Below are 23830 nucleotides of genomic sequence, written 5' to 3'. Positions count from 1 at the left end.
GGCCGCCATGGATGCAGTCATCATGCTGGCGCTTCGCATCGGCTTATTGGCTCTTTTGTGGGTATTTGTCCTGGTGGCCTTGAATGCCATGCGGCGGGATACCAATAAATCCGCAGGTGCTATGCCACAGTCGTCAAAAATGGGTGCGTCCCCGCGCAGTCACGCTGCGGTAAAGCAGCTTTCTATTGTGGAGGGCCCCTTGCAGGGATCCCACATGGATTTGGGCACGCTCGAGGAATGTACCTTGGGACGTGCCGCCGACTGTGATTTTGTCACTGGGGATGATTACTCCTCCGGCCATCATGCACGCCTATTTCGCCGCGGCAGCGAGTGGGTAGTGGAGGATTTGGAATCGCGCAACGGAACCCTCGTCAATGGTGTGCGCATCGACCAACCTGAGGTAGTCGGCGCGAACTCCGAAATTAAGCTAGGCCGCACTACCGTGAGGTTGAACGCATGACACTGAAGCTAAACTTTTTTGCCAAGTCGGACCGCGGGCTTATCCGCGGAAATAATGAGGACTCCGGATACGCCGGATCCCACCTGCTGATTTTGGCCGATGGCATGGGCGGGCATGCCGCGGGTGAGGTCGCCTCCCAACTCATGGTCAACCACCTCGAAATCTTGGATCAGGATCCGGGTAAGGAGGACACGGAGGCGCTCCTTGCGGCTGCTGCCGATGACGCCAATGAGGCCATCAGCGAGCACGTCACCGCCCACCCTGAGACCGAAGGCATGGGCACGACGCTGTCCACGATGCTGTTCAATGGCACCACCTTTGGTGTTTGCCATGTGGGCGATTCGCGCGCTTATTTGCTGCGCGATGGCAAGCTCGAGCAAATCACCAAGGACGATACCTATGTGCAGTCCTTGGTGGATAAGGGCGAGCTGGCTGCAGAAGATGTTTCTTCCCACCCACAAAAGTCCCTCATCTTGAAGGCCTATACCGGCCGTGCGGTGGAGCCGACGCTCTTCACGTTCGAAGCCAAGGCGGGAGACCGCATCCTGCTGTGCTCGGATGGGCTTTCGGACCCGGTTACGGCTTCCACGATTGAGACTGCCCTTGGCCAGGGAAGCATCGAACAAGCGGGCTCCACCCTCGTGGATCTCGCCATACGTTCGGGCGGACCGGACAATGTCACGGTCGTCATCGGTGAGGTTACGGAAGAAAAACCCGCCACCCACGAACCATTCCGCGTCGGTGCGTTGGCAGGTTCGGTAGAAGAACCCACGCACCCGGATTCTTCTGCATCACGCGCCGCCAAACTCACCCGTAAACCCCAGGTGATTCCGCCGGCCGTCATGGCCGATGAAGACAATGCGGCTAAGGACTCCGATGAAGAAGAGGCAGAGGACGAGCCTTCTCGACGAAAAGTCGGGTGGAAGGTCCTCATCGCGCTCATCATCATCTTGGCGCTCGTTATCGGCGCGGGGCTGTGGGTCAAGAACTTCTTGTCCAATAATTACTACGCCGAGACCAACGATGCCCAGGAAATCACCATCCTGAAGGGCGCGGATTATTCCGTATTTGGCAAGGATTTAAGCTCCACGCACCAATACGTGTGCATTAATGACAAGAACTCCTTGCTGTTTTCTGCACAGAAGTGCAAGGGAGACTTCACCCCGCTGAAGGTCTCTGACCTGCCCGAGTCTGAGCGCGGCGCGGTCAACCACATTTCCGCCGGTGATCTGAGCGAGGTTCAGGATCAGATTAATGACCTGGGTGAAAAGGCACTCAAGCCATGTATCACTGCGCCGAGCCAAAAAGATAATAAAGACACCAAGGAAAACAAACCTGGGGTCACTTGTAGGGAGGTGTAGCTGATGCAGAAGTTTTTTAGCCGAAGAATCGAACTCGGCCTCCTTATTCTCGCCGCGGCTGTCTTTGCCATTACCTTGGTCAGTTTGGAGCTGTCGCAAGATAATGCGCTCACGACGGACCTGATCTACCTCATCGGTGGATTCATTGGTGTCTTTACCATTGCCCACTTGGCAATGTGCTTCTTGGCGCCCTACGCGGACCAGATCATGTTGCCTATCGTTGCCATCCTTAATGGCATTGGGCTTATCGTTTTGGCCCGCCTGGATTTGGTCAATGATCGGGGTCTCGCGGTCCGCCAGGTCATGTGGACCGTCGTTGGCCTCGTGCTCTTTGTGCTGGTCCTGGCGGTTGTCAAGGACCATCGGTCACTCACCCGCTATTCCTATATCTTGGGCGCGGCTGGCCTCGTACTGTTGGCGCTGCCGTTGGTGTGGCCACAACCTGATGACGTTGAAGCTCGCATTTGGCTGAATTTCGGGCCCTTTTCCATCCAGCCGGGTGAGTTCTCCAAGATCATGCTGATCTTATTCTTTGCCATGCTGCTGACGCAGAAGCGGTCCCTCTTTACTGTGGCTGGGTATCGCTTCCTAGGGATTTCCCTGCCCCGCTTGCGCGACCTCGCCCCCATTCTCATCGTGTGGGCCATCGCCATCATCATCATGGGAATTTCCAATGACTTTGGTCCGGCGCTGCTGCTCTTCAGCACGGTGCTGGGCATGCTATTTATGGCTACCGGCCGGGTCAGTTGGCTATTTATCGGCCTCATCCTCGTCGGTATCGGCGGCTTTGGCATTTACCAAGTTTCTGAAAAGATCCAGCAGCGTTTCTCCAACTTCTTGGATCCGCTAGCAAATTATGATGTCACTGGCTTCCAACTGTCCCAGTCCCTCTTTGGCTTATCATCCGGCGGCATTTCCGGCAGCGGCTTGGGCCAAGGACACCCCGAATTGGTGCCGGTGGCACACTCAGATTTCATCCTCGCCGCCATCGGTGAGGAATTGGGGTTGATTGGTCTAGCTGCCGTTTTGATCCTCTTTGGCATGTTGGTGACCCGCGGATTCAATACCGCGTTGCGTACCCGCGATACGTACGGCAAACTGGTCGCTTCAGGCCTTTCTCTTACTTTGGCGGTACAGGTCTTCGTCGTCACCGGTGGCATTTCCGCCCTGCTGCCGATGACCGGCTTGACCACTCCTTTCATGTCCGCCGGTGGTTCCTCTCTCATGGCTAATTATGTACTGTTGGCGATTTTGCTGCGGATCTCTAACGCAGCTCGCCGACCCATGCAGGAGAACTCGAGCAATGCTCCGAGTGACACCTCCATGTTCCCGTCGGTTCAGGAGGCTTACCGATGAACAAATCCATCCGCCTAGTATCCCTATTTGCCATCATCTTGACCGCGGTTCTGTTGGTGAACCTGACGGTCATTCAGGCATTTTCGGACGATAAATACGCGCATAATGCTAAGAACTCGCGCGGGTTTATTGAGCTGCAGAACACCCCGCGCGGCCAGATCTATTCCGGGAATACGGTGCTGGCGCAATCCACGGAAAATCCTGATGAGACCTACTCCCGGTCTTATCCCATCGATTCGCCCGCTTTTGGCAATATCACTGGCTACTTGTCCAGCCAATTTGGTGCTTCGGAATTGGAATCTTCGCAAAATGAAATTCTCAATGGCACGGATGATTCCCTGTTCAAGCAGCATTGGCTCGATACCATCGCGAATAAGCCCACCAAGGGAGCCAATGTAGAAGTCACCATCGATCCGGCATTGCAGCAGGCCGCGTATGACCAGTTGGCGGGTCCCGGATACGAAGGTTCGGCTGTGGCCATCCAGCCGTCGACGGGCAAGATCTTGGCCATGGCCTCCAACCCAGGCTTTAACCCTAATTCACTGGTGGGCGAGTCCGCTGATGAGGCCTGGACAGGTTTGCAGGAACAGGCCGGTCAGCCACTGGTCAATCACGCAGCGGCGGATACCTTGCCACCGGGATCTATTTTCAAGATCATTACGACTGCAGCCGGATTGAATAATGGATACAACCCTTCGTCGAGCCTCACCGGTTCCAACGTGATTACCTTGCCGGATACCGTCACGGAGCTGACGAACTACGGCAATGAAAAGTGCAACGGTCAGGATTCCGTGACTCTGCAGACCGCCTTCGCACTCTCGTGTAATACCGCATTTGTGCAGATGTCTGAGCAGATCGGCGCGGATGAGCTGCGCAAGTACGCGGAGGCTTTCGGCATCGGCAAGAAGTACGACTTGGGTGTCTCTTCTTCCGCGGGTACCTTGGGTGACCTTCCGGATGGTGCGGCGACGGCGCAATCGGCCATCGGCCAGCGCGATGTCACCATGAGCGCGTTGCAGGCGGCAGTCATGGCCGGCACCGTGGCCAATAAGGGCACGCGCATGGAGCCTTACCTAGTCAATCGCATTACCGATGCCCAGATGAAGGAAATCCGCACTACGAAGCCCAAGAAGGCCGATGAGGCCGTCACGGAAGAGACTGCATCGACCATTAAGGACTTGATGTTTGCCTCCGAGCGTTCTTCGTGGGGCTACGACGGCAATGGCTTCGCATCCAAGACCGGTACCGCCGAGCACGGCGAAGGCTTGGCTCCGCACGTGTGGTACGTGGCCTTTGATCCGGACCGCGATATTGCCGTCGGGGTCGTCGTCAAGAACGGCGGTAACTTGGGCGAATCCGCAACGGGCGGCAGAGTCTCTGGCCCAATTGGTCGTGCCATCCTGAGCGCATACCAGGGGGAACAGTAATGAAGAATACCGAGAACAAAGACCATCTCCAGGAACTCATCGGCAGCGACTACGAACTGCAGTGGATCATTGGCCACGGTGGCATGTCCACGGTGTGGCTTGCCGATGACACTCGTAATGACCGCGAAGTAGCCATCAAGGTTTTGCGGCCGGAGTTTTCTGATAACCAGGAATTCCTCTCCCGCTTCCGCAATGAAGCGGAATCCGCTGAATCTATCCAGTCCGATAACGTGGTGGCCACGTATGACTACCGCGAGCTGGAAGATAATGGCCGCAAGTTCTGCTTCATGGCCTTGGAATACGTGCGGGGCGAATCCCTCGCGGATCTGCTCGCGCGCGAGAACACCTTGCAAGAAGAACTCGCGCTGGACGTGCTTGAGCAGGCGGGCCATGGCCTATCCATTATCCACCGGATGGGCTTGGTGCACCGCGATATTAAGCCCGGCAACCTGATGATTACCCAGAATGGGCAGGTAAAGATCACGGACTTTGGCATCGCCAAGGCGGCTGCCTCGGTACCGCTCACGCGCACCGGCATGGTGGTAGGTACCGCCCAGTACGTTTCGCCTGAGCAAGCGCAGGGCAAGGAGGTCACCCCTGCCTCGGATATCTATTCGCTCGGCGTCGTAGGCTACGAGATGCTCGGCGGCAAGCGCCCCTTTTCGGGCGATTCCTCCGTGTCCATTGCTCTTGCCCACATCAACCAAGAGCCTGAACCGCTGTCGACCACGATCAGTGCCCCGGCGCGCGAGCTCATCCGCATCGCTCTGCGCAAGGATCCCAATACCCGCTATGCCGATGGCAATGAGTTCACGGTCGCGGTATCCGATGTGCGCCTGGGCAAGCGCCCGCCGCAGCCCAAGTCCATTCCGCCCCACCAGCAGGCCCCAGAGCCTTCGCCTTCGGCGTCGACCGAGATGCTTGCCGATGTCGCCCAGCCCACCACCATTCATCCGGCGGCGGGGACGGCGGCGAGTGCTTCCGCGCCGCAACGCAAGGCAGCACCAGCTCCGGTCAATGATTCGAAGGGCGGGAAGTCTTTCCTCAAGGGTCTGGGTATCGTCGCGGCCATCGCCCTGCTTGCCGCGGCCGGCTACGCCATCATGAACCTCATGAGTAGCGAGGGTGGCGACAGCGAGCCTTCGTCTACCCAGGAAACTTCCGTGGTCACCGAATACCGGGATCCCACAACCACGCAGGTAGAAACCCTGGAAGAGGACGAAGGTACGAACGAGACGCCGCAAGAAGTGACGGTAACGGAGACAGAACCCACGGATCAGGAAGGCAATCAGGCGCCGCGTGATAATCGCCGGCAGCAGCAGACCCCGAACCAGCAGGCTCCGACGCGAAACCAGCAGCGTCCGAATGCTCCGACGCAGCAGCGTCAGCCCCAGCAGCGCCAGCCGCAGGAGACGCACGTCGAAAATACACCTGAGCAGAAAAACACAGTAAACTCACAGCCCGATGAACTTCCTGGGGATTTATCTGATTTATTAAGACAGGATGGTGACTAAGCCATGGTCAATGACCGGTACCGGCTCGGTGAGATCATCGGCTCCGGCGGCATGTCCGAGGTATTTGCCGCAGAAGACACCACTTTAGGCCGGCAAGTAGCGGTAAAAATGCTGCGCACGGAGATGGCTCGCGATATCAACTTCCGCGAGCGCTTCTACCGCGAGGCACAGAACTCAGGCAAATTAAACCATCCCAATATCGTGGCGGTGTATGACACCGGTGAGACCGAGATGGATGGCATGACCATCCCATATATCGTCATGGAAAGGGTCAACGGGGCCACGCTGCGCGATATTATTCGCGAAGATGGCCCGCTGCCCGCCCAAGAGGCGGCGGAAATCCTCAAGCCGGTTGCTGAGGCTCTGCAGGCATCCCATGAGGCGGGAATCATTCACCGCGATATCAAACCGGCGAATATCATGCTCACCAACACCGGCCAGGTGAAGGTGATGGACTTTGGCATCGCTCGTGCATTGGACGATTCAACTTCAGCGATGACCCAGACTTCTGCCGTTATCGGTACCGCTCAGTACCTCTCCCCGGAGCAGGCGCGCGGCAAACACGCCGATGCGCGTTCCGATGTCTATGCGCTGGGCTGCGTCATGTACGAGGTGCTCACCGGCCGCACCCCATTCGAAGGCGAAACCCCCTTTGCCGTGGCCTACCAGCACGTGCAGGAGGAACCGACCCCGCCTTCGGAGCTTATCGATGATCCCTCGTTGACCCCCACCCAGCGGGTCAATATCGATGCGGTGGTACTGACCGCGATGGCCAAGCACCCCGCGGACCGCTACCAGTCCGCCTGGGAGATGGCCGGCGATTTGGACCGCCTGCGGGGTGGCCAGGTCACCAATGCTGCTCGCATGCACGTAAACGAAGATGATGCCACGACGGCGATGCCCGCACCGGCCACTTCTACTGCCCCTGCGGCTGCGTCCCACCGGGCACCGATCGAATCGACGCGTCCTACCGAAGAGGACGAAAGCGGCGGCTGGATGAAGTGGCTCGCGCTGCTTCTCGTCGCGCTGTTGATCGCCATCTTGGGCTATTTTGCCTGGGATTTCTGGAGTAGCGACGATGACGATAACCGGAACGGTCGAAACCAAACCGAGGTGGCGGAGCACAATAGCGTCATCGTGCCGGAGGTAGAAAACCGCCCGCGCAATGAAGTGGTCAAGGAGCTCGAGGACTTGGGACTTCTCGTCACCGTGAACGAGGAAGCTAACCCCGATATCGATCGCAATAATGCGATTCGCATTAATCCGGCCCCTGGTTCGGAATTGCAGAAGAATGCCTCGGTGACCTTGACCGTTTCTTCCGGCAAGGAAATCATCGATGTCCCAGATATCACCGGCATGAACTTGGATCAGGCCGCGCAGGTTTTGGGAGAGGCAGGCTTGGAGCTGAACTCGGATATTTCTGAGCGCAATGATGAGGCCCCCGCCGGCGAGGTAATTCAGCAGAACCCCGCGGGTGGTACCCAATTGTCCAAGGGATCAAAGGTCCGGGTGACGGTGTCTAAGGGCATCGAAAAGAAGCGCGTTCCTGATGTCGCTGGCTTGAACGAGGAGGATGCGCGCAGCCGCCTCGAAGCCAATGACTTCGACGTCAATGTCCGGGAAGTCGATTCCTTAGAGCCGGAAGGCACCGTGCTTAACGTCTCCAACCAGGGCGCTCAGCTGGAAAAGGGCCAGACTGTCACCATTGAGGTATCCAATGGGATGCTCATGAAGGCACCAGAGATCATGCACAAGAACCAAGGACAAGCCGAGAATGCCCTGCGTCAGGCGGGCTGGGATGGCGAGCTGCGCGTGGGCGAGCCAATTCCCACCGGCGCGTTGGTCGATAGCAATAAGATCGGTTGGGCGTCCACTAATCCCGGCGATACCATCCGCAAGGATCAGGACGTGGAGGTTCGCATCTGGAAATTCGAAGCCTCGGCGCTCCTGCCGCAGCCATAGCTGCTGGTATCGTAATTCATCAGTAAGCACTGAGATAAGAACTGAAATCTAGAGAAGGTCTCTTATGCCAAAGTCAAAGATCACCCAGAGCTCTGCCACCCAGGTATCGAGCTCTTCTGGGGCAAACCGCACCCCGGTCAAAATCAACTCTGAAGGCACCCCGAAATGGTACGTGGCCATCATGCTTGGCCTGATGGTCATTGGCCTGCTGTGGCTCGTGGTCAATTACCTCGCCGGTAAATCCATCCCCTTCATGGCGGAGCTCAGCGGTTGGAACTACGGGATTGGCTTCGGCCTCGCCCTCATTGGCCTGCTCATGACCATGGGCTGGCGCTAGGCCGCTGGTCAAGTCTGTTTGAGTGGTGTTTCTGCCTTTCGTTGAAACAAGCAGTGTTATGGGCTCAGGGGGTCAGCACGTACCCGGTGCTCTAACTGGTTCACGCGACTTCCTTGGAGGTGTCAGCGTCAATGACGTTGACGGTGATCAACGCTTTGGTCTGTTCCAGGCTCGTTAGCGACATGTAGCGGTTTTGCTGAATCCAGTCATCATGTTGTTCAGCCAAGACCGCACAGACAAGGCGCACCACAGCGTCAAGATTGGGGAAGATGCCGACGACATCTGTACGTCACCAGATTTCACGATTGAGCCGTTCAGCGGGATTATTCGGCCAGTCTTTCTTCCACACTGATGCCAGCGCGTTTGTAAACGCCAATAGTTCGTCGAGGGCTTCTTCCAGGTAGTTAGCAACGTGTGGAACTTCTGCTGGCAAAACGCCACGACCTCTGTGGCTTGGGACCACACCGATTCCGAATCTTGCTGCTGGAGTACCGTATGAAACATCGCCGATAGGGTTGGCCACTGCGTCTTGGGCACCATCGACGATAGGTTTTTGGCGAAATGGGTTCGACATCGTTGCCAGGACGCATTCAGTAACACGTCACTAATCGCGTGCTGGATACCTAAATGGGCATCACTGGTAGTGAGGTAGACATCATCAAGTCCGCGGGTGGGCCAGGCTGGTTTTTAAGACCGGGCGGTTTGAGTGCCTTCCTGGGTTTGGTGCCATTGGTTGGCGTACTCAGTCGGCGGGATAAACCCTAGGCTCGAATGAGGATAATAGGTATTATAGCGCTTCGACCACAGTCGCAGGCAACGCGACGCATGGGCGGGGTCGTCGAACATCTCGTCCTCTCACAGCTCGTCGCGTAGCCGGTTGTGGAAGGACTCCACAAACCCGTTATGCCATGGCATCCCCAGTGGGATGAACGCCTCGACAGTGTCTTGCTTAGCAGCCCAACTAGCCAGCTCACGGCTGATGAACTCCGGGCCGTTATCCATACGTAACACCCGAGGCCTGCCACGCACAGCAGCTCACGTTCTACACAAAGCCTTTCTTCGTGCGCACGTAGGTAATGTCGGCCACCCACAGCTTATTCGGTCCTTGAGCTTTAAATTCACGCTCGACCAAATCTGGGCGCAAATCAGGCACGTTAGCTTTTCGGATTGTGATTGGTGATCCGCCTTTGCCTTTGCCAGAAACGCCAGCCAGGCGCATCAGTCGGGTAGCGTGTTCACGGCCGATATCGATTCCGTCACGGCGGAGAGCATGCCACATTTTCCGCACGCCGTAGACACCGTAATTATCTCTATGAACAGCACTAATGCGTTCAACCAACATAGTATCGCGAAGGCGACGAGCGCTTAATCCACGGGCCTTGAACTGGCGATAACCACGCGAGGTGATAAACCCACCAGCCCGGTTATTCTTCAACGTCTTACAAATGAACTCGACAGAGAAACTGCTCCGGTAGTCATCGATGAACCGGATCATTTCTTAACGTTTCGGGTCGAGTCATGAGGCGAAAAAGCTGACGCGGCCTTCAGCAGCTCATTAGTGTCGCGTAGCTGGTGATTTTCACGGCGCAGCCTCGCGTTTTCGGCGGCCACATTTTCAGGCACAGGTTCTGGGATGTTTCCCGCACGGCGGGCAGGCTTAAGTCCATTGACGAGCCGTGTGCCATGAAACCCCCAGCTTTGGGGCTACTGCCTGGCACGCGGGGTGCATCGACATATTTTCCGCCACGATGCGGTCCTCTACAAGACGGACCACTCGGTCCTTTGCATCCTGGTCAAATTTTCTCGGCATGTTCCAGATTTTCCCATCTACTCAAACGGAACAAAACCTGGGACACTTCAAACAGCGTGCCAGAAACTGCGCACTCTTCCCTATCCGGTGACACATGCTGGGACGCACTCGCTAAATTCATAGCATGCTTTCTAAAAATAACCTTCCAGTTGCTAACCCCGCTCTGACACGCGCACTCTGCAAGGCACTCGTGGCAGGAGGGGAGGGAATCTCAGCTACGGAGATGCATAATGTCTTCGCCGCGGCCGGTATCACGGTGCTCGAGGGTTTTTCCTCCAAGACTGATATCGCCTACCACGCCTTGATGAACGAGCAACAATCCGCTGAGTCGAGCGGGCCACTGGCACGTTTTGTTTCAGAGGCTCTAGCTCCAGCCCGGTTCTTGAAGGGGCCACAGAAGCGTCAACGGATCATCTCCAACGTCGACACAATCCTTCGCACCTATCGGTTCAGCGTCACCGCGGAGGGGCACATCGTCCCTACAGGTGAAGGCGTCATCGGCGCCGACGCCCTGACCAGGCGGATAAAAGAGAAGCTTGTCTTGCGCGGCACTCATCCCGAGGCGCTGAGATTTTGTGAAGAAGAACTGATTAATCAGTCGATGTTCCATGCTGTAACCGAAGCGACAAAGTCACTGATGGAACGTATCCGGCCCGCAGACTGCGCGCTTGACGGAGAGAAGCTCACTCAGTACGTGTTCGGTACACGCAATAACCCTGGGCCACGATTCATAAACGATTTCTCCAGCCCAGCAGATGAGGCCGAGCATTTCGGATTCATCCATCTACTCAACGGAATCTACGGACACCTTCGTAACGATCGCGCCCATCGCGCACGTCTGGGATCGGAAGAAAAGGGACAAGATTTTCTCGACGCCATGGCGATGATCTCCTATGCACACCGGGTCATCGACAGGAGTTGGCTGAAGGGCCAAGCCTAAGCTGCGGATGGTCGAATTACCGCCACCCCTAAGGCAATATGTCAGGGGTGGGAGGCGGTGGCGTCCCTGACAGCCGGCCAGTTACGCTTTCTTCTTGACGCTCGTGGGGGCAGCCCCGCGGATTGCTCCTTGTCCTTGTCCGGAACAGAGGCCTCGGCCGCCTGAGTGACCCTTGCGGCAGCCTGCTGTTCATAGACGAACGAATTCGACACAGACAGTACCGAAGGATGCTGGTGTCCCACACATCACCGTCGGGCCGACGTTCGCCCCTCGTTGCAACAGTTCAGCAGACGCTGTATAGTCCAGTACATGCTGACTATTGCTTCGCGCTTGGACGTGATGAACCGATTGGGTCGGGCGATGGCCGATCCCACCCGATCCCGTATTCTCCTGACCCTGCTGGGCGGCCCGGCCTACCCGGCCGCTCTCGCCCGGGAACTGGAACTGACGCGGTCAAATGTGTCGAACCACCTCACTTGCCTACGGGACTGCGGAATTGTGGTCGCAGAACCGCAGGGGAGGAAGACCCGCTACGAGATCGTCGACGCCCATCTTGTCCAAGCGTTGAACTCACTGCTAGATACCACTCTGGCTGCCGACGAAAATGCCCCGTGTATTGACTCGGCATGTGACGTGCCCGGGTGTGCCACCGGAGAGGGGAACAGGTAAGTGGTAACTGGTCTCCTGGGGGCGGTTGGTCTGTTTATCGCCACCAATATCGACGACATCATCGTGCTCTCGCTGTTCTTCGCCCGTGGGGCCGGCCAAGCAGGGACCACACTTCGGATCCTGGCCGGGCAGTATCTTGGTTTCGCGGGCATCCTCGCAGCCACGATTCTGGTCACCCTAGGGGCGGATGCCTTCCTGCCCACCGAGGCGATCCCCTACTTCGGGCTAATCCCCCTGGCCCTGGGGCTGTGGGCGGCCTGGCAAGCCTGGCGGGGAGACGATGACGACGATGACGCGAAAGTCAGCGGAAAGAACGTAAGCGTCTTGACCGTCGCCGGGGTGACCTTTGCCAACGGTGGCGACAATATCGGCGTCTATGTCCCGGTTTTTCTCAACGTGGATACCGCCACCGTTATCATCTACTGCGTTGTCTTTCTGATTCTGGTGGCGGGCCTGGTCCTGTTGGCGAAGTTCGTGGCCACCCGTCCGCCCATCGCGGAGATTCTCGAACGCTGGGAGCATGTGCTGTTCCCTATCGTCTTGATCGGCCTGGGTACCTTCATCCTCGTCAGCGGCGGCGCCTTCGGCCTTTAATAAACTCATCCCCCGTGCTGCTAGGGCCTCTCTAGGTTTCCGAGCGTGTCAAGTTGTTTGTGTGTGGGGCTAGGTTTATAGGTATTTGTCGAAGCGGTCGGGAAAAGCCACGGCCATCTGGTTGATGGCTTGTTTCCAGCCAGAAACTCGGGCTCCTTCCATGAGTCTGCCGGCTGTTCTTGAGACTCGTTTGCCCTGCTTGGCTCTCTTTACAGCTCGTTTGTCTTCAATATTGCAGATCATCAACCACAGCGTCTTGAGCGCGGATTCATCGTTGGTGAACTGCACCCTGTTGCGAGTAGCTTTACGCAATTGGTTGTTAAACGACTCAATGGAATTCGTCGTATAGATGACCTTCCTGGCTGCTGGTGGGAACTGCAGAAACGGTACGAAACGCGCCCACGCATCACGCCAGACCTTGACTGAGCGGGGATATTTCTCACCCAGCTCGGAGGCTTCAAATTCGTCTAAAGCAACCTGTGCTGTGGGCTCGTCCGTGGCAGTGTAAATCTTTTTCAACGCGGCTGATACGCCCCGGCGATCCCCGTAGGCTACCCACCGGTTAGCGGCGCGAATCAGGTGCACGATACAGGTTTGCACCATAGAGTTCGGCCAGGTTGCCTCAACTGCCTCTGGCAGGCCTTTCAGCCCGTCACAGCAGACGATAAAGACGTCCTTGACCCCACGGTTAGAAAAGTTGGCGCATACCTGCGCCCAGAATGAAGCGCCTTCTTCCTTGGCAATCCACAATCCTAAAATGTGCTTAATACCGTCGAGATCCACGCCGATTGCCATGTACGCAGATTTGTTGACTACTCGGCCGTCGTCGCGGACTTTAATGCGCAACGCGTCCAGGAAAACCACGGGGTAGAACTCGTCTAGCTGGCGGTTTTGCCAGACCATAACCTCATCGAGCACGGCGTCAGTAACCGCAGAAATCGTCTCATGGAAAATATCGACACGCATCGCCGTTGCCATATGATGCTGGATATCCCTAATTGTCATCCCACCGGCATACAAGCTGACGATCATGTCATCAAGATCAGTCAAGCGCCTAGAACCTTTAGGGACCATAGTCGGAAAGAATGTTCCAGCCCGATCCCGAGGGACATCAACGGTGACTGGCCCGCAGTTAGAATCCACGGTCTTTGGATACGACCCGTTGCGGTAATTGTCTGTTCTAGCTGCAGCTTTAGCGCTCCTGTCGCCAGACTCGTAGCCCAGGTGGGCATCCATTTCAGCGTTGAGTCCCCTGGTAATCGAGGCTTGTAACATGCCGCGAACTAGGTCGTTGGCATCCGTTGTGGACGTGCCTAGGTCATCAATCAGTTTCGCGATGTCAGGATTAGCAAGCAGCTTCTTTTCAATCGCATCAATCTTGGCCTTATCAGCCGGATCTCGTCTCGCCACAGTAGTCATTCTGGTCCATCTCCTCATGCAGGTTAGGTACCCACACACAAACCATCAGACACTCTCTGGTGTGCTTTCCGGGTGAGTAAAAACAGACCACGATGCCCGGTATGTGCTGGGCAAATGAAGAAAAACGGAACCACATCCAAAGGCACAACCAGGTGGCGGTGCAAAGACCCGAACTGCGGCAGCTCCACGACACGAACCCGCACCGATCTCACTCAGGCCTGCGACTTTAAAGCCTTCATCTCCTATGTCACCTCCACAGTGACGTTGTCTGAACTCGCCGGGCCACAAAGGGTGAGTCGTTGGACACTTGATCGCCGATTGAACCGTTTTGGCTCATCGACGTCCCCAACGACGGTGCCCCGCAGCGCGTCTACGAGCAGATCTTCATCGACGCCACCACGTCATTGCTTGGCACTGGACCAAACACGAAACTGTCCACGCATACACGCAGCTTCTTCGCAAAATCGCCGAGCCGCTCTGCGTCGTCATCGACGTCGGACAAGGCGCACTCACCGCGATTAAAGCCTGCTGGCCAAACGCGATGATTCAGCGTTGTCTCGTCCATGCGCAACGCGTCATCCGCCGCTACACCACCTCACGGCCGCGCACCGACGCCGGCAAAACCATCTACGCACTGGCGCTGAAACTAACCCGTGTCACCACACTCGAACAGGCACGGGAGTGGACGCTACGTCTGCACGACTTCGGTCAGGTATTCAAAAGGACCTGACCCCCAGATGGTGGACACCTTGAAACCAGCATCTCGCTGGGGAAGTGAGGTACCTTTCCACCATGCCACGCAAGACCTACACCGAGCAGTTCAAGCGCGACGCAGTCTCGTTGTACGAGTCGACCCCCGGAGCAACGCTCAACGCGATCGCCTCCGATCTCGGGGTCAACCGCAACTCCCTGCGCACCTGGCTCGACGCCTTCGGCACCGGCACCAAAACCAACGCCAACGGTGAAAAAGTCGCCAGCCCCATTGCCGCAGCCAACAGCGCACGCACGCCTGCTGAAGGACTCTCCGACGCCGAACGCATCCGCGTGCTGGAACGCGAAAACGCCAAGCTCCGGGAGGAACGAGAGATTCTCCGCAAGGCGGCCAAATATTTCGCGGAAGAGACGAACTGGTGAACCGCTTCCGGTTCGTTGATGACAACCGAGGCCTCTACGAGGTCAAGCGGTTATGTGAGGTTTTGAAGATCAACCGGTCCTCGTATTACAAATGGAAATCAGCTGCTCCTGCCCGCCGGCGACGCGTCCTTGACGACGCGGTGCTGGGAGCGAGGATCAAGGCCGTGTTCACGGCCGAGAACGGTTGTTACGGGGCGAAACGCGTGACGGCGGCCATCAATTCCGATCCAGCCAACGACGACCTTTTCAATCACAAGCGCACCGCCAGGTTGATGCGCCAGATGGGCCTGTTCGGCTACACCAAAAAACGCCGGGTGAAGACCACCGTGTCTGCGAAACGGGCTCCGAAGTTGCCCGACCTGCTGAAACGCCGGTTCACCGCGGAGAAACCGAACACCATCTACGTCGGCGATATCACGTACCTGCCGATCGCGGACGGGTCGAATATGTACCTGGCCACCGTCATCGACTGCTATTCGCGGCAGTTGACCGGTTTCGCGATCGCCGACCACATGCGCACGGAGTTGGTCGAAGAAGCTCTCACGATGGCCCACGGGGTCCGAGGCAACCTTGACGGGGCGATTTTTCACTCCGATCATGGCAGCGTCTATACCTCTGGGCAATACCGGAAGCTGTGTGAACGATTCGGTGTCACCCAGTCGATGGGAGCAATCGGGACGAGCGCGGACAACTCGTTGGCGGAGTCGTTCAACGCCACGCTGAAACGGGAAGTCCTCCAGGACGAGTCCGTTTTCCCAAGTCAGCTCGTATGTCGTCGGGACGTGTTCCGGTGGTGCACGCACTACAACACCAAGCGCTTGCACTCGTGGTGCGGCTATCGCTCGCCGAACGCCTTCGAAGCCGCCGGATCAGCTACACTTACTATCGCATCTTGATTAAATCCCCGTGTCCACTTTCCGGGGTTCGGGCCCAAACATTCCTCAACGAGAAAACACCCGTGCCAAAGGAACGCCGAACACTCAATAACCAGTTGGGGTTGCCCGCAAATCGTGGACACGTAGTGGAGCTACCTAGTGGTTAGGCAGCGATTTCTTTTCTGCTGGTGGTTAGGCTGGTGTGGTTTTCGAAATCGACGGGGCTGACCATCCCGAGAGCGGAGTGCCGGCGCCGACGGTTGTAGACTACTTCAATCCAGTAAGCCACAGCCTGACGCGCAGCATCGCGGGTTGGCCAGCGCTTCCGGTCGTAGAACTCGGTCTTAAGCGTCGACCAGAACGACTCAGCCATCGCATTATCGAAACACACCCCAGTACGCCCCACAGACTGAGCAACCCCTAGGTTGCGGCACACCTCCCAGAGCTGCTCGCTGGTAAATTGTGTTCCCCGGTCAGCGTGAAACACCAGCCCGTCAGGAACGTCACCACGCAGTGTATGTGCCATCCGCAGTGCTCGTTCGACCAGGAATGTATCTTGCACGCTATCCATAGCCCAGCCCAGCACCCTGCGGGAATGACCATCGCGAACTGCGCATAAGTACAACCAACCCTCGCCGGTTCGCAGGTAGGTAATGTCTGACATCCATACTCGATTGAGCTCGCCGGTATCAAACATGCGCTTTACCAGGTCAGGAAGACTCGACTTACGTTTAGATTGAATCGTTGTCACGGGCACAAAAGCACGCGGTGAAATCCCTTCAATGCCCATCAGACGCATCCGCTTAGCCACAGTCTTACGATTCACACTGATCTGGTAGCGATCGGCGAGTTCTGCGGTAATCCGCGGAGCACCATAGACCTCATCGGAGTCTTTCCAGATCTGATGAATCTTACGATCAACATCATCGTAAAAAGATGTCCGATCATCATTACCGGATAAGCGTTGCTGCTGCATATGGGCCCATTTGTAGTATCCAGACCGAGATACCTTCAACAAGCGCGCCATGCGCTTGATACTGAAATTCGCCTTCTCCTGCTGCATTAACTCGAACTTTTCTGATCGCGTTGCTTTGCGGCGAAGAAGGCTGTCGCTTTTGACAAAAACTCATTATCCATCTTGGCTTCTGCCAGCTCACGACGCAGACGAGCATTCTCCGCACGAAGATCAGCCTCGCTTAGCCCATCAGAGGATCCTCGGCGTTGACGCTCATTTTTTACCCACCGACCTAAAAGGCCAGGTGCGACACCAATTTCTTTCGCTACATGAGCAATTGGGCGCTGCGATTCGATTACTAGGTTCGCGGCTTCACGCCGGTACTCCGGCGTGTATTTCTGGCGTTGTTGACTCACAATGAACATCCTCTCCTACGGACACAAAATCCGCACTAATCGGGTGTCCACTAAACGAGGGTAACCTCACCTTTTTGGTTGTTCATGTTTCAGCTTCTCTACACATTCAAAGGACAACTGCACAATGACCTAAAGCAGGCCGACTTGGCCTCAGTGGCTGCGCTTACCGCCATCCATTTGCATTTAATTGTCAATAAGCGTCGACGGGGATAGGCTGAGTGCATGGCACACGAGCACCACGACCACGATCACTCCAGCACGCCGCTGCGCGCACTCTTGATTGCGCTAGGCATTACCGGCACCGTCTTCTTCGCGGAGCTGATCGGCGGCTGGTTGGCGGGTTCGATGGCGCTGATGGCGGATGCGATGCACATGCTTTCCGACGCTGCGGGGTTGATCATCGCGGTGTTAGCGGTGTTGGTTGGGCGCCGACAAGCATCGGCTCAGGCCACGTACGGCTACCGACGAGTGGAGGTGCTTGCTGCACTGGCGAACGCAGTGATGGTGCTGGCGATCTCGGTGTGGATTGTCGTCGAGGCGGTGCGCCGCCTGCAGAGCCCGGCCGAAGTGCAGGGAAAAACGATGCTGATCATCGCGGTGATCGGCCTGGTGGCGAATGCGCTATCGGCGTGGGTTCTGCACCGGCACCGCAAATCCTCGATCAACGTGGAGGGCGCGTTCTTGCACGTGTTAGTGGATATGCTCGGCTCTGTCGCAGTAATCGTGGCCGGCATCGTGGTACTGACCACGGGGTTTGTGGCGGCGGACGTGATCGCCTCCCTAGCGATCGCGGCGATGGTGCTGCCGCGCGCCTGGCAGCTCATGCGGCTTTCGACGAGCGTGCTGCTCGAGCAAGTCCCGGCGGACTTCGACGCCAGTGCGATCGAGCCCGCGCTGCGGCAGGTCGAGGGCGTTGCTGACATCCACGACCTGCACCTGTGGAGCCTGGACGGCGTGAACGTGCTCACGACCGTGCATATCGTGCGCGACGGCACCGTCGGCACCGGCCCGCTGTTGGATGCCGCCCAGCAGGCCCTGCGCGAACACGGTATCGAGCACTCCACCATCCAGATTGAGCACCCAGAGCACGAATCCCACGAGACGGTGTGCTGATTCCCTTCTAACCTGACTTAGGCCAATTTTGTGCGGAAGTTCGCGGCCGGTGATTACTTGGATGGTGGCAGTGAGGTCGGGCGGGAATGGTACGGCGGCGTGAATGGTTTCGCCGCCAACGACGAGTTGAAAGCTGCGGTATTTCTTGAGTGTTCTCACGAGGCGTTTGATGAAGTGACCACTGCGGGTCTCCATCAGGTGGGTCACGGCTAGTGCTGCCATCACAATATTGAGATGTGCTGTGATCGAGTTTTGTTTCCTCGCATAGATTGGGCGTGCTTTCAGGTCTGATTTCGACATCCGATACGACATTTTCAATGTGGAATAGCCTGCGGTAATGCCCGATAACCTCCTGGGCGGGAAGAGCGGTCAGGTCGGTTTCATAGCCTTTAATTCCGGCTAGGGCTCGGTGTTTGGCAGCGAGAGCGTAGTTGACCTTCTTGTTCGGGGTGGAAAGATCGAAATAGCGGTTGCGCTTAATGGCGATTGCGCCGTCAACAGCGCGTTTGGCTTTTGCGACTTGCTCTTTGATTCCGCGCAGGCCGCGTCTGGCCCGATCATAGGAGTACTGGAAGTGGGTCACCGTATTCGGGGTTGTGTGTTTGCGCGCATCGCTTGCCGAGGCTTGTGTCCAGATCTGGCCGTGGGCGTAGGCTTCACCAGGGATTTCCCGCCGCCAGGTTTCAATCACCTCAGGCACGGTGGGGTTTCACCGACAAAATGTAGTGCAGACCTGCATCTATCAATGCTTGCTTGTTCGGAGGGTGTCAAGTTGTTTGTGTGTGGGGCTAGGTTTATAGGTATTTGTCGAAGCTGTCGGGGTAGGCCACGGCCATTTGGTTAATGGCTTGTTTCCAGCCGGAAACTCGGGCTCCTTCCATGAGTCTGCCGGCTGTCGCTGAGACTCGTTTGCCTTGCTTTGCCCTCTTTGCGGCTCGTTTGTCTTCGATGTTGCAGATCATCAACCACAGCGTCTTTATCGCTGATTCATCGTTGGTGAACTGCACCCTGTTGCGGGTAGCTTTACGCAGCTGGTTGTTGAACGACTCAATGGAGTTCGTCGTATAGATGACCTTCCTGGCTGCTGGTGGGAACTGCAAAAATGGCACGAATCTATCCCATGCGTCCTGCCAGACCTTGACCGACTGAGGATACTTCACACCCAGCTCGGAGGCCTCGAATTCGTCTAAGGCCGCCTTAGCTGTGGGCTCGTCTGCGGCGGTGTAGACCTTTTTCAACGCGGCTGATACAGCGCGGCGATCCCCATAGGCCACCCATCGATTCGCAGCACGAATTAAGTGCACGATACAGGTTTGCACCATAGAGTTCGGCCAAGTTGCCTCCACTGCCTCTGGTAGGCCTTTCAGCCCGTCACAGCAGACGATAAAGACGTCTTTGACCCCACGATTGGCCAGGTTGGCGCATACCTGCGCCCAGAAGGAAGCACCTTCTTCTTTGGCAATCCACAATCCCAAAATATGCTTGATCCCGTCGAGGTCCACCCCGATTGCCATGTACGCAGACTTGTTAACTACCCGGCCGCCGTCGCGGACTTTAATGCGCAACGCATCCAGGAATATCACGGGGTAGAACTCGTCTAACTGGCGGTTTTGCCAGATCATGACCTCGTCGAGGACGGCGTCGGTGACTGCGGAGATCGTCTCATGGGAGATATCAACCCGCATCGCAGTTGCCATATGGTGCTGGATATCCCGAATGGTCATTCCGCCGGCATATAAGCTGACAATCATATCGTCAACATCTGTCAGCCGCCTGGAGCCTTTGGGCATCATAGTAGGAACAAACGTGCCGTTTCTGTCTCGTGGAACATCAATGTTTACTGGCCCGTAGTTAGAATCCACGGTTTTCGGGTAGGTGCCGTTGCGGTGATTGTCTGTTCCAGCAGTAGCTTTAGCTGCTCTATCGCCGGGCTCATAGCCTAGGTGGGCATCCATTTCAGCATTCAAACCCCGGGTAATTGAGGCTTGCAACATGCCCCGAACTAGGTCATTGGCATCCGTTGTCGACGTGCCTAGCTCATCAATCAGTTTCGCGATTTCTGGGTTAGCAAGCAGCTTCTTTTCAATCGCATCAATCTTGGCCTTATCAGCCGGATCTCGTCTCGCCATAGTAGTCATTCTGGTTCATCTCCTTATGCGGGTTAGGTTCCCACACACAAACCATTAGACACTCTCAGGTTTCCTTACCGGCATCAACTGAACCGCCCATGAAGTTGTGAAAAGCCGCTGCCGCAGGGACTCGACCACGTTAGCGCGACAGAAATTTGAAGTGCCCCGGGTTTTGTTCCTAGGACATTTCAGTGAGCTTTGTTCATCGGAGCCCACGGGGACACTGGAGACTACAAGTACACGTTAGACGCCGCCAGTAGTGCCGCCAAACACTTACGGCACTACTGGCGGAACTTCCTGCCGCTTCCCCACTAGCGCGCGGCGCCGGCACACTCTCAAAGTTCGTGCGCAAGGCGCAGCGAAATCTATCTCAACAGCGCCCCGCAGATAACCCGGACGAACTTCTAGACCTGGCCACCAGTCTCAAAGAAAAGCTGGAAGGGCAAATTCTAGTGGCCAGCCGGGCGCACACGGGCAACGGAGACGCTCTGGTCAGCGCGGCCCTCGTGTTCGATATCTACTCCAGCGATTTGCTTTGCCGTGGGGCAGACCACCGGGGTAATGAGGTTGATGCCGCGTTCGCGCAGCTTCTCAGACTCCACCGCGATGATGGGGGTGCCGGCGCGGACGACATCGCCCTTGTCCACGAGCTTAGTAAAGCCCTCGCCCTTCAATTCCACGGTATCGATGCCGATGTGAATGAGCAGGTCAAGACCTTCTTCAGTCCGCATGCCAAAGGCATGGCCGGTCTTGAAGACCATCGTGATGGTGCCATCTACTGGGGCACAGACATCGAAGGCATCGATCTCGGTAGGAATGACGGCGAAGCCTTCGCCCACCATGCCCTGAGCAAAGGACTCATCGGGGACCTCGGAGAGAGGCACGACGGTTCCCTCGAACGGGGCGCGGAGCTCCACATCGGTCCCGATTTTCTCTGCGGGGAGAGAATCTTCGCTAGGCTTCGCCGGCGCCGTAGCTACCGCTGCAGAGCCGGTGCGCAGCTGTTGGTTGACCTCGTCAAACATGAACTGCACGGAGGGGCCCACGATGACCTGCACGTTCTTTTCGGAGGGGTGGATGACGCCGGAAATCCCGGCGCGCTTGATAGTGGGGTCATCGACAAGCGCGCGATCCTTCACACCCACGCGCAGGCGGGTGGTGCAGTAGTCCAAGGAATCGATATTGTCCTTGCCGCCGAGACCCTCGATGATGCGGGAGGCGGAAGCGGCGGTCTTATCATCGCCTGCGGCGGCATCGTCGTCTTCAGGGGCGTCCTCGTCATCGCCGCGGCCCGGGGTCTTCAGGTTAAACCAGCCGATGAGGTAGTAGAATATAACGAAATACAGGGCGAAGAAAATAACGCCCATAATTAGGAGCATGTACCACTTATTCGCTAGCGGGTTTTGCGAGGACAACAGCATGTCCACGAAACCTGCGGAGAAGCCGAAGCCCGCGGTCCATTCCATCGTGGCGGCGATAAAGACGGAGAGGCCGGTCAGCAGCGCGTGCACCACATAAAGCAGCGGGGCGACGAACATAAAGGAGAACTCCAGTGGCTCAGTCACGCCGGTGAAGAAGGAAGCTAGGGCGCCTGCGGCCATGAGGGAGCCGATGACCTTGCGGCGGCCCTTGTCCGCGCGCAGGTACATGGCCAGGGCGGCACCTGGCAGGCCGAACATCATGATTGGGAAGAATCCGGCCTGGTAGCGCCCAACAACTCCGTCCACGGTGCATTGTCCGTTTTCCCAAATACCAGGGCACTCTGCGGCGGAGGTAGCCGCGGCGGCCGCGTCGATAGTGGATTGGCCGGATTGGAAGTTACCGATGTCGTTAATACCAATAACGTCGAACCAGAACACGGAGTTCAGTGCGTGGTGCAGACCCGTCGGAATGAGCAGGCGGTTGGCCACGCCGTAGATGCCCGCACCCGCAGCACCGAGGCCCTGGATGGAGGTACCGAAGTTGAAGAGCGCGTGGTAAATGAAGGGCCATACGAAGTAGAGGATGGCGGAAACCACGATGGCGAAAAGCGCAGTGAGGATGGGGACGAGGCGGCGGCCAGAGAAGAAGGCCAGGAAGTCCGGCAGCTTAGTGCCATGGAAGCGGTTATAGATCATCGCCGCCATGATGCCTGCAAGGATGCCGAAAAGAACGTTGCCGTCACCGACTGCATTCCAACCTTCAGCCGCCCATTCGACGGCTTCGTCGCCCGTAAGAGCCTCGGGATCTTCGATGCCGCGATAGCCGGCCACCGCGTCGGGGCCCAAGAGCTTCATGAAGGTGGCATACGCCAGGAAACCGGACAGTGCGGAGGCACCATTGGAGTCTTTGGCCAGGCCAAAGGCGATGGCTACGGCGAAGATCCAGCCCAGGTTATCCAGCACGGCACCACCGGAGCTGACGAGCAGCTGCGCGACCACGTTATCCTGGCCGGCAACGCTGGCTATCCAGTAGCCAACGCCGCCGAGGATCGCCGCGACAGGCAGTACTGCCACGGCGCCCATCAGCGCCTTTCCGAGCCGCTGCAGCGGCCCCATAATATTGAGTTTCACGGGAGGAGTCCTTTCAAAGGTGTAAAGAGGTAAAAGAGGGCTTTAGTGCGGGCGGTGCTCATCCACAAAGCGGTAGTACTCGTGATCTTCCAGCTGGGAAGCCGCGTCTTCATCGAGAATCACCGTGGCCCGCTGGTGTAGCTGGAGGACCGAGGCCGGGCAGTGCGCGGACAGCGGGCCCTCCACCATGTCGCGGACCGCGCTGGATTTTTCAGTCCCAGTGGCCAGCAGCAATAGGTGGCGGGCTTCGCTGATGGTGCCGAGCCCCTGGGTTAGCGCATAGCGAGGAACACTGTCCGTGTTCTCGAAGAAGCGGGCATTATCCTGCACCGTCCGCGGGTGCAGCGTTTCCAGGCGCGTGCGCGATTGCAAGGAGCTGGAGGGCTCATTAAAGCCGATGTGCCCATTGCCACCGATGCCAAGCAGCTGGATATCGATGCCGCCAGCATGGCGAATGGCCTGGTCATAGGCGGCTGCGGCGCGGTCCGAGTCCGCGGCATCGCCCTCGGGGCTCTGCACTAACTCATCGATGAAGTCGACGTGGCTGGTAAATACGCGGCGGATGGTGGAGTAATACGACTGCTCATGGGAGCGAGCCAGCCCCACGTATTCATCGAGGAGGAAGGCGCGGCTGCGAGCGAAACTCACCTCCTGGCGCTCGTAGCGGGCGGTGAGTTCTTGATACATCGCTACCGGAGTAGAACCCGTGGCCAGCCCCAAGGTGGCCCCGGCGTTGGCATAGCGGACGAAGATATCGGCGGCGGCAATAGCCACCTCTGCTGGTGTGGAACGAATGAGGATATCCAT

20 protein-coding genes and 3 pseudogenes are annotated in these 23830 nt (G+C 57.3%); 13 read left to right on the top strand and 10 right to left on the bottom strand.

The genetic code is table 11. The features are described from left to right. Positions 1 to 7: 7 nt before the first annotated feature. From ACLI1Q_RS00280 to crgA, 7 genes are all read left to right on the top strand, one after another. Positions 8 to 460 (top strand): FHA domain-containing protein, encoded by a 453-nt coding sequence (locus tag ACLI1Q_RS00280; RefSeq protein ID WP_239269696.1) that lies wholly within the window; start codon positions 8 to 10, stop codon positions 458 to 460. Beyond that, positions 457 to 1821: a PP2C family protein-serine/threonine phosphatase gene (locus ACLI1Q_RS00275; protein WP_237801249.1), complete on the top strand. Its 1365-nt coding sequence runs from the start codon at positions 457 to 459 to the stop codon at positions 1819 to 1821. The genes ACLI1Q_RS00280 and ACLI1Q_RS00275 overlap by 4 nt, the downstream gene beginning before the upstream one ends. A gap of 3 nt (positions 1822 to 1824) precedes the next feature. Then, entirely contained in the window at positions 1825 to 3177 is a 1353-nt protein-coding gene (locus tag ACLI1Q_RS00270) for an FtsW/RodA/SpoVE family cell cycle protein (RefSeq protein WP_239269698.1), read from the top strand. Continuing rightward, positions 3174 to 4604, top strand: coding sequence for a peptidoglycan D,D-transpeptidase FtsI family protein (locus ACLI1Q_RS00265; protein WP_239269699.1), 1431 nt, complete (start codon positions 3174 to 3176; stop codon positions 4602 to 4604). Before ACLI1Q_RS00270 ends, ACLI1Q_RS00265 begins: the two co-directional genes overlap by 4 nt. Then, positions 4604 to 6118 carry a serine/threonine-protein kinase gene (locus ACLI1Q_RS00260; protein ID WP_239269700.1) on the top strand — a complete coding sequence of 505 codons (1515 nt, stop codon included), beginning with the start codon at positions 4604 to 4606 and terminating at the stop codon, positions 6116 to 6118. The genes ACLI1Q_RS00265 and ACLI1Q_RS00260 overlap by 1 nt, the downstream gene beginning before the upstream one ends. A gap of 3 nt (positions 6119 to 6121) precedes the next feature. Further along, a complete protein-coding gene (pknB, locus tag ACLI1Q_RS00255; protein WP_023024718.1) occupies positions 6122 to 8080 on the top strand; it encodes a Stk1 family PASTA domain-containing Ser/Thr kinase in 1959 nt (652 codons plus the stop codon). A 64-nt stretch (positions 8081 to 8144) separates the two neighbouring features. Continuing rightward, entirely contained in the window at positions 8145 to 8417 is a 273-nt protein-coding gene (crgA, locus tag ACLI1Q_RS00250) for a cell division protein CrgA (protein WP_411697015.1), read from the top strand. 100 nt (positions 8418 to 8517) lie between these two features. Here crgA and ACLI1Q_RS00245 read toward each other — a convergent pair. The 4 genes and pseudogenes from ACLI1Q_RS00245 to ACLI1Q_RS00230 all read right to left on the bottom strand — a co-directional run. Then, positions 8518 to 9086 (bottom strand): annotated as a pseudogene (locus tag ACLI1Q_RS00245) (transposase); the annotation flags it as partial. Between the two features lie 186 nt (positions 9087 to 9272). After that, a complete protein-coding gene (locus ACLI1Q_RS00240; RefSeq protein ID WP_239269702.1) occupies positions 9273 to 9419 on the bottom strand; it encodes an integrase core domain-containing protein in 147 nt (48 codons plus the stop codon). Positions 9420 to 9459: 40 nt separating this feature from the next. After that, a complete protein-coding gene (locus ACLI1Q_RS00235) occupies positions 9460 to 9912 on the bottom strand; it encodes an IS3 family transposase (protein WP_239269703.1) in 453 nt (150 codons plus the stop codon). Positions 9913 to 10074: 162 nt separating this feature from the next. Further along, positions 10075 to 10273 (bottom strand): annotated as a pseudogene (locus ACLI1Q_RS00230) (hypothetical protein). Positions 10274 to 10351: 78 nt separating this feature from the next. Between ACLI1Q_RS00230 and ACLI1Q_RS00225 the strand changes: the two are divergent. From ACLI1Q_RS00225 to ACLI1Q_RS00215, 3 genes are all read left to right on the top strand, one after another. Next, positions 10352 to 11167 carry a TIGR02391 family protein gene (locus tag ACLI1Q_RS00225; RefSeq protein WP_411697014.1) on the top strand — a complete coding sequence of 272 codons (816 nt, stop codon included), beginning with the start codon at positions 10352 to 10354 and terminating at the stop codon, positions 11165 to 11167. 309 nt (positions 11168 to 11476) lie between these two features. Next, a complete protein-coding gene (gene cmtR, locus ACLI1Q_RS00220; protein ID WP_023024707.1) occupies positions 11477 to 11836 on the top strand; it encodes a Cd(II)/Pb(II)-sensing metalloregulatory transcriptional regulator CmtR in 360 nt (119 codons plus the stop codon). Then, a complete protein-coding gene (locus ACLI1Q_RS00215; RefSeq protein WP_239269705.1) occupies positions 11837 to 12430 on the top strand; it encodes a cadmium resistance transporter in 594 nt (197 codons plus the stop codon). A 75-nt stretch (positions 12431 to 12505) separates the two neighbouring features. Here the strand turns inward: ACLI1Q_RS00215 and ACLI1Q_RS00210 are convergent, their stop codons facing one another. Continuing rightward, positions 12506 to 13849, bottom strand: coding sequence for an IS256 family transposase (locus tag ACLI1Q_RS00210; protein WP_023024702.1), 1344 nt, complete (start codon positions 13847 to 13849; stop codon positions 12506 to 12508). 114 nt (positions 13850 to 13963) lie between these two features. On the opposite strand from ACLI1Q_RS00210, the pseudogene ACLI1Q_RS00205 reads away from it, so the two are divergent. Continuing rightward, positions 13964 to 14570 (top strand): annotated as a pseudogene (locus ACLI1Q_RS00205) (transposase); the annotation flags it as partial. Positions 14571 to 14641: 71 nt separating this feature from the next. Beyond that, positions 14642 to 15879, top strand: a protein-coding gene (locus ACLI1Q_RS00200; RefSeq protein ID WP_284853453.1) for an IS3 family transposase whose coding sequence is annotated in 2 segments (ribosomal slippage) — positions 14642 to 14969 and positions 14969 to 15879 — 1239 coding nt in all. Because the reading frame shifts where the segments join, the coding sequence is not laid out codon by codon here. Between the two features lie 142 nt (positions 15880 to 16021). On the opposite strand, the gene ACLI1Q_RS00195 is transcribed toward ACLI1Q_RS00200, so the two are convergent. Continuing rightward, positions 16022 to 17238, bottom strand: a protein-coding gene (locus ACLI1Q_RS00195; RefSeq protein WP_411697013.1) for an IS3 family transposase whose coding sequence is annotated in 2 segments (ribosomal slippage) — positions 16022 to 16977 and positions 16977 to 17238 — 1218 coding nt in all. Because the reading frame shifts where the segments join, the coding sequence is not laid out codon by codon here. Between the two features lie 213 nt (positions 17239 to 17451). Here ACLI1Q_RS00195 and ACLI1Q_RS00190 point away from each other — a divergent pair. After that, positions 17452 to 18342: a cation diffusion facilitator family transporter gene (locus ACLI1Q_RS00190; RefSeq protein ID WP_005276393.1), complete on the top strand. Its 891-nt coding sequence runs from the start codon at positions 17452 to 17454 to the stop codon at positions 18340 to 18342. Positions 18343 to 18349: 7 nt separating this feature from the next. On the opposite strand, the gene ACLI1Q_RS00185 is transcribed toward ACLI1Q_RS00190, so the two are convergent. The 4 genes from ACLI1Q_RS00185 to nagB form a co-directional block, all read right to left on the bottom strand. Beyond that, positions 18350 to 19033, bottom strand: coding sequence for a hypothetical protein (locus ACLI1Q_RS00185; protein ID WP_239270168.1), 684 nt, complete (start codon positions 19031 to 19033; stop codon positions 18350 to 18352). Between the two features lie 103 nt (positions 19034 to 19136). Next, complete coding sequence (locus ACLI1Q_RS00180; protein ID WP_298695070.1) at positions 19137 to 20471, bottom strand: IS256 family transposase; 1335 nt, start codon at positions 20469 to 20471, stop codon at positions 19137 to 19139. 449 nt (positions 20472 to 20920) lie between these two features. Beyond that, a complete protein-coding gene (nagE, locus tag ACLI1Q_RS00175; protein WP_034659479.1) occupies positions 20921 to 23008 on the bottom strand; it encodes an N-acetylglucosamine-specific PTS transporter subunit IIBC in 2088 nt (695 codons plus the stop codon). Positions 23009 to 23065: 57 nt separating this feature from the next. Next, positions 23066 to 23830: a glucosamine-6-phosphate deaminase gene (gene nagB / locus ACLI1Q_RS00170; protein ID WP_239270130.1), complete on the bottom strand. Its 765-nt coding sequence runs from the start codon at positions 23828 to 23830 to the stop codon at positions 23066 to 23068.

Source organism: Corynebacterium limaceinasi, from assembly GCF_046717465.1.
Classification (GTDB): domain Bacteria; phylum Actinomycetota; class Actinomycetes; order Mycobacteriales; family Mycobacteriaceae; genus Corynebacterium.
Note: the sequence above shows the minus strand (reverse complement) of the source record. Positions and strands in the feature narration are given on the sequence as shown.